The organism is bacterium (assembly GCA_040755795.1).
Classification (GTDB): domain Bacteria; phylum UBA9089; class CG2-30-40-21; order CG2-30-40-21; family SBAY01; genus JBFLXS01.
Genome location: JBFLXS010000223.1, coordinates 1 through 6,545, shown reverse-complemented (window position 1 = coordinate 6,545; position 6,545 = coordinate 1). Strand labels below are relative to the sequence as shown.

Here is a 6,545-nt window from a genome sequence, read left to right as displayed (position 1 = left end):
TGCCTAAAACAAAAATAAGGTGTAGAGTTATAGAGATAAGTCGTAGAGTCTTTTCTTAAGTAAAAAAATAAAAAAAAGCTTGACACTTTACATAACAGACACAGAGACGCAGAGAAAAAAATTAAAAACTATTTCCCAAACGCTTCATTCCATCCCTGATTTTCATCAGAGCAAGCTTTTGAGGACCGACATATCATGATTGATTAACAAATTTGGTTTTGTCTTATATATTACCTAATCTTTTCTGTTATCTGATTTATTTCCATATCTTCTCTGTTCCTCTGCGTCTCTGCGGTAAATTACCACCTGAACGGCACTGACTTTTTTATCCTCTTACAGAGTAGGTATATTTACCAAATCTATTTTTGGGATAATTTTATCCATTATTCTTTCAAGATCTGAATAGGAATAGAACTCTATTTCTATTTTCCCTTTCTCTTTTGATTCTTGCTTAATCCTTACTTTAGTCCCTAATGCTCGCATTAAATCCTCTTCACAGGCAAGGATTGTGGCATCTGGTTCTGGAGGTTGAGATGTTTCATGTGAAACACTCATTTTTTTCATTCGTTTAACCAATTCTTCAGTTTCCCGAACGGATAAGCCCTTTTTGATAATTTTCTCGGATGCTTCCAATTGTTGAGCCTCGACTTCCAGACTCAATATTGCCCGTGCATGTCCCATCGAAATAATGCCTGTAGAAACATGCTCTTGAATTTCAGGAGGTAATTTTAATAATCGGAGGGTGTTCGTCACAGTGGTTCTATCCTTCCCGACCTCTTTGGCTAAATCTTCTTGTGTAAGATTAAATTCACGGATTAATCTTTGATAAGCATCCGCCTCTTCTATTGGATTCAAATCCTGGCGTTGAATGTTCTCAATCAAGGCAATTTCTAATGCCTCGCTATCAACTACATCCTTCACTATCGCCGGGATTCGCTCTAATCCAATGGACTTCGCCGCTTGAAGCCTTCGTTCACCTGCAATTAATTCATAGCCATCCTTAGATGTCCGCACCAAAACAGGTTGAATTATCCCCTTTTCTCTGATTGAATCTGCTAATTCCTTCTGTTTCTCCGCATCAAAATACCGCCTTGGTTGATAACGACTTGACATAATCTCTGAAATCTTTATCTCCCGAATATTCTCCCCTTCAATCTTTACCTCCGGAAGTAAGGCATCTAATCCTTTACCTAAAGCTATTCGTTGCATTTTAAATTCCTCCTCAAAGTATAATTTTAGATTTTCGATTAATGTTTCATGTGAAACATTTCCAAAAATATACCACTAATTTCACGAATTATACAAATTTAAATGTAACTATTCAGCTTATTATAACCACAGAGGCACAGAGAACGCAGAGAATATAATAGAATTTACTACCAAATCCAATCTGTTCCATAATATCTGGAATCTTGATAATTTGCAAATACATACCCCTTTTCTAAATATATTCATTCTCCGTGCCCTCTGCGTCTCTGTGGTGAATAGTTACATTTAAATAATCCATCTCCTTTCGTTAAATTCGTGTAATTCGTAGTTTAACCTCTCTGATAAAACCAATAATGTGCCGAAAAACAGGTGTAATGATGCTTCAATTCTCGATGAATCTCAAATCGAATCTTAGTTTTATTTGAGGTTATATGTTTGCCTGAAATTCCATAAACCGTCTCACTCCACTGCTCCTCGACATTGTGATGTGTCCATAAACCAATTAATTTATCATTAACAAAAACCTCTAACGGCGTAAAGGTATTGGTTCTCTTAATTATCTTCAAATCCTTGCCCACCTCAGTTTCAACAACCATACACTCCCCAGCCGTAATCATTCTGCCAGCATCAATCACAATTTTATCTGGTGCCTCAAGACAGGGAAGTTTTAATACCTGGTCCTGATAATTCATCCCATAATACATCCCTGGTTCTGATTCCCAGAACTTATACCTGTGTTTTAATTCATTCTCAATATCCGCAACATCAACCCTATCAACTAATTTATATCCCTCTAACTGCGTTAAAATATCCAGAGATTGAATTTTATCTCCAGAATGTGCAAATCCCCAATCAATCTTATAAACTACCATTGGTGCTCCACTGCCCGCAATTGTTGGTTGAAGTAGTTTAAATTGAGCTATTTCCTCCTCCAACATCCCAAGTCTATCAAAGACAAACCAATTAGGATAAATGATAAAATATTGAGGATAATATTTTGGTTCTAAATTCTCAAGATATTCATAAATACTTCCCGCCCCATTTACCCATATCCTGGCTACTCCTTTGGTCCCTAATCCAAGCAGGTCAATAACATATCTGTTTCCAAAATATTTTAATGCACCAAGGTCATTTACGGCAATTATCGCCTCACGAGGAAGACTCTTATCTATCCATTTACCGAGTGTTATTTGCTGAAAGTAAATATCCTTACAATTTTTTCCATACGCTACACCAAAATACACCGTGCTTAAAAACCCAAAACATAAGCAAAAAGATACCAGTCCATAAAATACATATTTGGGGTTAAGTGAAGAAATTGCCTTCCCCATTAACTCACTAAAATAATAAATCCCTAAAAGTGTAAATATGAGAAAAATCGGATAGTAGGGAATAAGATACCGGTGCCAGTGCCATTTAAAAGGAAGTGCGGTCGCAACCGCTAATATCCCAATAAAAAAACAACTGGAAATAACAATGCCAAATTTTGACCTTTCTTTAAGGATTATAAAAAGAATACCAATTAAAAAAAAGATTAAAGAAAACGGCGCAAAATATACACTTACCTGCCTTCCCTCATTAGTCTCCATCAACGCAGAAAACTCACCATTAAATCCACTAAAAATGTCCTTTAAAATATACACACAGTACTTACCTGAAGTCGCCATCATATCTAATAAATTCACATTTGGTTTCGTTAAGACAGATTTTGCTGTCATCGTATTAGCACTTAATGTGCCGTTAAATAAATAATTTATTCCTATCTGCCCTATCCCCAGAGCAATAGGAATGAGAAAATAATAACTCTTTATCCTCTTTGACCAAAAGATATAACTAAAGATAATCACTGAAAGGATAAAACCTTCAGGTCGGGTTAAGGTCATCAATGAGCTTGCCCAAATAGTTCGAGTATATCGCTGTTCTTTATCCTCTAATTCTAAAAGCAAAGAATACATTGTTGCTAAAATCGACAGACTAAATAATCCAGCATCCATACCACTTAAATAAACCCATAAAATAGGTCCATTAAAAAGGAATAACAAACACATCAAAACCCCAATCTTATCATTAATTAACCGCCTTCCAATCTTGAATACCAACCAACCAGAGATAGTCAAAAAAACAACACCCAGACTAAAGGTATAATAAAGTATGTTTGTCTTATCAAGCCCGATTAAAAATCCCGGGATTAAAAATAAAGGATAAATCATACTGGTTGCTCCAGTAGTAGGTGGGTCACCGGTGTTATATTGCAGTGGATGCCCATGAATTAATTGCCAGGCGTATTGAAGGAAAATGAAGGTATCATCCAGTGGGGCAGATAAATGTCCCATCGTGTAATAAAACATAGTGCCTAAGTAAAAAAATGTAATGATAAGTGTAATAATTAAAATCCCTATAATTTCTTTATGTTTGAACACTTAAAATTTAATCCTCCACTTGAAAGAACCAATAGTGGGCAACTGAGTAAGTATCTTGTTGGAAATTCTTTATCTCAATATGTATCTTTGTCTGGTCTGAGGTAATCCATTTTCCAGGAATAGTGAGTATAGATTCTACCCAGAGATTTCCATAATTTCTTTCATCAACCCAGGTTTTGCAATATTTTTCATTTATTAGCACATTTAGTTTTAAAGCCCCAGTAGTGCGCATCATTATTTTCATCTCATGGCCCGGTTGAGTTTTGACAACCATACTTTCCCCGCCAGAGAGGATGCGACCTCCATCAATAACCTTTCGCTCACTGTTTAAACACGAAAGTTCATAAACATAGGTCGGAACATTTAACCCCGGTTCTGCATCCCAAAATCTATAATTGTGTTCCCCTTCATTGGTTAAATTAGCAACATCAATTTTATCAACCAATTTATAGCCACCAAATGAGGTAACTGGTTGCTCTCCACTATTGGCTAAATTCCAATTTGCCTGATAAACATTTATGGGCTCAATTGCCCGCACCCCCACGACCTTTGCCGAATATAACTGATTCTGAAGTAAACCAGAACGACTAAAATCTAATTTATCAAGGATAAAACAATCCGGATATGATTTTTTATCTTCAAGCCACTCAAATATACTTCCTACACCATTTTGATATGGTTTAGCCAATCCTTTCGTGCCAACGCCAGTTAAATCTATAAAGTTTCTATTTTCATAATACCTTAATGTATTTATCCCACTCATCGCTGCAGTTATATTAGCCGGAAGATTTTCTTTTACCCATTTGACTAATCCAATCTTCTGATGATAATTATCTTTACAACTCTTGCCATAAACCACGACAAAAAAAGAGGTGCTAAATAAAGAAAAAATAAGGAAAAAAGAAGAAATGCTGTAAAAAATGTCCTTTAAAGACAGTGTAGTCACCTGCACGCTTATCATCTGGCTCACCTGATAAATTCCTATGACCACCCCGATAAAAAATAATGGATAATAGGGAATAATGGTTATATTCCAGGAGTAATCTGTTGGAAATGTAATTGCGGTAAGTCCAATTCCCAGAAAGAACCAACTCATTGTCAGGAAATTAAAACCTAATTTTTGGGAATAAATCTCTTTAACCACTAAAGGTAACGAACCTAATAAAAAGAATAAAAAGGCAAATGGTGCAAAATATGTTGCCGTCTGTCCAACATTTGCATCTATCATCTCACTATATGCCCCATTAAAACCTCCAAATATCTCCTTTAGAAGATAGGCATAAAATTTAATTGATTTTGCTAAAACTTCCGGTAATGGCATATTTGGGGAAAATAATTGAGATTTCGCCTGTAAAAAGGTAGAATAAACATTACCTGTTAGAATTAGGTTTAAACATATACAACTAAGTCCAACAATAGCAGGAATAACAAGATATAGGCTCTTTGGTTTTGGTCGCTCTCCTTTGAAGATTAAGTTCAATACCAGAATTAATGTCAACAAAAATGCAAGTATAATTCCATCTGGATGTGCAATTGCCAATAACGAACCGAAAATTATCTTTTTGTAACCATTGTCTTGTTCTTGTCCTAAAAAATAAAGGGTAGCTAAAATTAAGGTGCTAAAAAGACCAATTTCAGTCCCACTTAAATATCCCCAGCTAATCGGTCCGTTAAGCAAAAAAAGAAGGCTGGCAATTATCCCCAGCATCTGGTTAAAAAGTATCTCGCCAATCCTAAAGATTAACCAACTTGATAAAAAGAGAAATAAAATTCCCAGTAAAAACGAATAACCAATTATCCCATTACCATCTAATCCAATGAAAAATCCCGGAGCTAAAAGGATTGTCCACAAAAGACTTCTTGCCCCGGTGGTGGGAGATTCGCCTGAGTTATATTGAAACGGCTGTCCTTGTGATAATTGTTTGGCATAATGAAAGGATAAAAATGAATCATCTGTTGGCAAGAAAAAATGCCCACCAGTATAATAGAAGGTAGAGGTAACATATAAAATCGTTATTGCCGTGATAATGCTGATAAGAATGTAATTATATTTAGATTTTATCGCTAATGATACCCCTTTTTTATGGGTGAGTTTTTCTTGAAGACCTTTTCCCTTCTTTTTTATTTTAGCCATATATTTTCCTCAATTTGTAACTATCTTTTTATCTATACCTGAACGGTTACCTTAATTTTATATATAGTAGTTATTAACGAAAATTTCTCATAGAACAGATATAGCAACAGGGTTGATGGTTGGCAGAAATAGCTTGGAGCTTTGAGCACGGAGCATGAAGTCTCTTTTCTCTAAACTCCGTGCTCTTAGCTCCGTGCTCCACGCTAATACATAGTTTCATAGACTATCAACCATCAACTATCAACAATACTAATGTGAACTTTTGGTTAATGCTTACTATAGTAACACAAAATATGATTAAAAGTCAAGATGTTTTTTTTCCGAACCCAGCAATTCTCATTATGACAGAAATTGTGTAAAAAAGGGGAAAGGGAGAAAATGGAGAAATGGAGAAGGTGATTAAATTAGTCAGGAATAAACCGAATTAATCCTAATAATCCTATGTTTCGTGCTTATTCGTGTCCTATTAGTGGTTATATTTTCTCCTCTTTCTCCCTATTCTCCAATTCTCCTTGCTTACACATTTTCATAATTAGAATTGCTGTTTCCGAACCTGTGATTCAGACACTGGACATCAAACACAAGACTATAGACTCTATTTATGCAGGAAATTAGCGCCATTTGGGAAACCATCATCAAAACCTCACTCCCTGAATTTTGGTGGTGTCCGAAATTAGCTAACTTCCTCTAACCGGATAGGTAAGCCATTCCTCTATACTCCAAACGTGGTCGGTTAGACCAGCAGCCATTGCCGGAGTTCGTTGTTGCCAACCACCATCAAT

Annotated in this window: 3 protein-coding genes; all 3 read right to left on the bottom strand. The window is 35.7% G+C overall.

Features of this window, described 5'->3' with window-relative positions; translation table 11 throughout:
• Positions 1 to 333: 333 nt before the first annotated feature.
• A complete protein-coding gene (locus tag AB1414_13305; GenBank protein MEW6608401.1) occupies positions 334 to 1,209 on the bottom strand; it encodes a ParB/RepB/Spo0J family partition protein in 876 nt (291 codons plus the stop codon).
• A 329-nt stretch (positions 1,210 to 1,538) separates the two neighbouring features.
• Positions 1,539 to 3,629, bottom strand: a complete 2,091-nt coding sequence (locus tag AB1414_13300; GenBank protein MEW6608400.1) for a hypothetical protein — start codon at positions 3,627 to 3,629, stop codon at positions 1,539 to 1,541.
• 7 nt (positions 3,630 to 3,636) lie between these two features.
• Positions 3,637 to 5,763: a hypothetical protein gene (locus AB1414_13295; GenBank protein MEW6608399.1), complete on the bottom strand. Its 2,127-nt coding sequence runs from the start codon at positions 5,761 to 5,763 to the stop codon at positions 3,637 to 3,639.
• Positions 5,764 to 6,545: the final 782 nt, after the last annotated feature.

Bases quoted from the DNA above. Each gene is read 5' to 3' on its own strand.
- AB1414_13295 (MEW6608399.1), bottom strand. From the start codon at position 5,763: ATGGCTAAAATAAAAAAGAAGGGAAAAGGTCTTCAAGAAAAACTCACC.
- AB1414_13305 (MEW6608401.1), bottom strand. From the start codon at position 1,209: ATGCAACGAATAGCTTTAGGTAAAGGATTAGATGCCTTACTTCCGGAG.